Origin of the sequence: Rugosimonospora acidiphila (assembly GCF_039543385.1) — a bacterium.
GTDB classification, from domain to species: domain Bacteria; phylum Actinomycetota; class Actinomycetes; order Mycobacteriales; family Micromonosporaceae; genus Rugosimonospora; species Rugosimonospora acidiphila.
Genome location: NZ_BAABJQ010000078.1, coordinates 1 through 2,425, shown reverse-complemented (window position 1 = coordinate 2,425; position 2,425 = coordinate 1). Strand labels below are relative to the sequence as shown.

Genomic DNA, 2,425 nt, shown 5'->3' with positions numbered 1-2,425 from the left:
CGCCGACTGCCCAGCCCTGGCCTTCCTCGGTGTCACATCGTTCAGTGTCGCGGTCATCACAGCGCCCTCCTCACCAGGCACAACGCCTGGCGGGTCAGGCCGGAAACACCGTTAGCAAGACAGTCCCGACTGGTGTGAAACGGTGGCTGGCCCGGGTAGCGGGTCGGCCACCGTTGCTGTGTGGGTTCGTGGAGTGTGGTGTGTTCGGTGGCTGTGGGGAGCCGGATTCCGTTGGCGAGCCGGCGTTGTAGGCGGTTCGCTGGGCGTGTGGTGGTGTTTCGGGGCTGGGTGGTGGCGGTCAGCAGGCGTTGAGGGCCCAACCGCGGTGTGGGGTGTAGGCGAGGCCGAGGGCGGCCAGTCGGGCGAGGTTGACTGCGGCGGCGAGGAGGTTGAAGTCGGCGTCGATGCGTAGACGTCCGCGCATCCGGGCGCGGCGGCCGCCGTGGCGGCGGCGCATGAGGTGGGCGATCTTGCGTTCGACCTTGGGGCGGGTGGCGCGATAGTCGTTGCGCCAGGCGGGGTCGGTTTGGCGGATACGGGCCGCGGCGAGGCGGGCCTCGTGATGGCCGATGGTGATGTGGCGTCCGGTCTTGGAATCGGTGCACTGCGCGCGCAGCGGGCAGGCGGTGCAGGCGAGTCCGAAGTCGGCCTTGCCGGCGCGGCGGGGGTGGCCGCTGACCGCACGGATCGGGATCGTGACGCCGCCCGGGCAGGTGACCTGCTGGTGTTGCAGGTCGATGTCGAACTGGTCTTTGGTGAACTTCCCGCCCGGCGCGTTGGGTGCTTGTACTTTCGTTTTGGCGTCGATCCCCGCCTGGTGTAGCTGGTCGAGGATCTCGCCGGTGCCGTAAGCGCAGTCGCCGTAGACCGCCGCGGCGTGGGTGGCCGCGGCCTGGTCGTGGCCGGGCTCCAGCAGGTCGGCGATCAGGCCGGGGGCCGGGTCGGCGTCGCCGGTGTTGCCCGCTGTCACCGCGGTCGCGGTGATGATCTCCGCGTCCGGGTCGATGGCGATGTGTCCTTTGTATCCGTCGAAGCCGCGGTGGTTGGTCTTGTGTCCGTGCCGGGCCTGCGTGTCCACCGTCGAGATCACCCGGTCCGGGGCCACCTTCCGGGCAATGCGTAACACGCCGTCCGGCCCGGTTTCCAAGTCCTGGCCCAGCACGGTGGCCAGCAGTTGGACGGCCTGCCCCACCGCGTCAGGCAACTGCTGCCCGTCCAGGGCGGCCAGCAGCCCGAAACCGTCCCGGGCGCGGGAGTCGACCAGCGCCTCCCGCGCCGCCTTGTCGTCCCAATCAATGACCGGCTTGCCGGTGCTGGCATAGTCGTCGCCGCTTGCCAGTAACGACCGAAGCCGCCCAGCCAACTCCGGGTCGGTCACCCGCAACAGGCCACGGATCGCCGAGCGGATCAACGTGACCGTGTCCATCGTGGCCACCGCGTCGTACAACGGGGTGGAGTCCAGCACCCCGCCGCCGTCCCAACAGCCCCGCAGCCCGAGCCGCGTCCAACGCGACGTCGAAGACCCGGTCCGGGCGATCCGACCGGCGTAGCCGTTCCCGCATATCGACCAGCACCGTGTGCGCGAACCCGACCCGGTGCGCAGGGCTGTCCCAGCCGCCTACCCCGGCCGCATAGCGCCACCGGACGTCGAAAGTGAACCGCTCCACTGCCTCGCGGTCCGACAAGCCCTCCAAGCGTTGCAGCACCATCACCGTGGCGACCACCGACGGCGGCACCGACCGGCGACCGTCCGCCGCGAACAAGTCGGCGAAAAACCCGTCCGGGAACAACACCTCACGCTGTTGGTGCAGGAACGCGAAGACCGACGTGGCCGGCAAAGCCTTGTCACACAACTGGGTCACCGGATCCAGCAGGTCCAACTGCTGCGAAGCAACACCCAACGCCACGCCTCAAAGTACCCCGGAATCACCGCCCATCGATGCGGACACACCGACCCGAAGCGACCGTTTCACACCAGTTACCTAGTCCAATACTCCGGCCCGTACGCCACGCCGCCATCGCCACGGCCAGGTCCGCCGTGTCCTCCGGTCGATCCAGACGCAGCAACGCGCAAGCCACGTGGTACGCGGCCAAACCCCGAGCCTCCAGCGAATCCGCCTCCACCGCCGCCGTCGCCGACCGGTCCGCCACCAGCAGCGCGAGTTCACCCACACCGAGCTTGGTCAGCAACTTCGCCGCCACCGCATACGCCGAGGCATAGGCCACCAACGCCTGCCGGGCACCGACCCACGGATCGGAGGTCGGTCCTGAACCTGTCCGACCGGGCGGCGGAGAGTCTCAGGTCACCAGGCCGTTGCGGTAGGCATACACCACCGCCTGCACCCGGTCGCGCAGATCCAGCTTGGTGAGAATCCGCGACACGTACGTCTTCACCGTCTCCTGACTGATCACCAGGGTCGCGGCG

The 2,425-nt window shown here is 68.9% G+C and carries 3 protein-coding genes and 1 pseudogene; all 4 read right to left on the bottom strand.

The genetic code is table 11. The annotated features are described in order from the left end of the window. Positions 1–298 precede the first annotated feature (298 nt). Entirely contained in the window at positions 299–1,465 is a 1,167-nt protein-coding gene (locus ABEA87_RS42085) for a transposase (protein ID WP_345639403.1), read from the bottom strand. A 64-nt stretch (positions 1,466–1,529) separates the two neighbouring features. Next, positions 1,530–1,736 (bottom strand): annotated as a pseudogene (locus ABEA87_RS42860) (transposase); the annotation flags it as partial. Positions 1,737–1,926: 190 nt separating this feature from the next. After that, a complete protein-coding gene (locus ABEA87_RS42080; RefSeq protein ID WP_345639402.1) occupies positions 1,927–2,226 on the bottom strand; it encodes a hypothetical protein in 300 nt (99 codons plus the stop codon). A 72-nt stretch (positions 2,227–2,298) separates the two neighbouring features. After that, a partial coding sequence (locus ABEA87_RS42075; protein ID WP_345638095.1) for a response regulator transcription factor occupies positions 2,299–2,425 on the bottom strand: 127 nt, incomplete at its 5' end.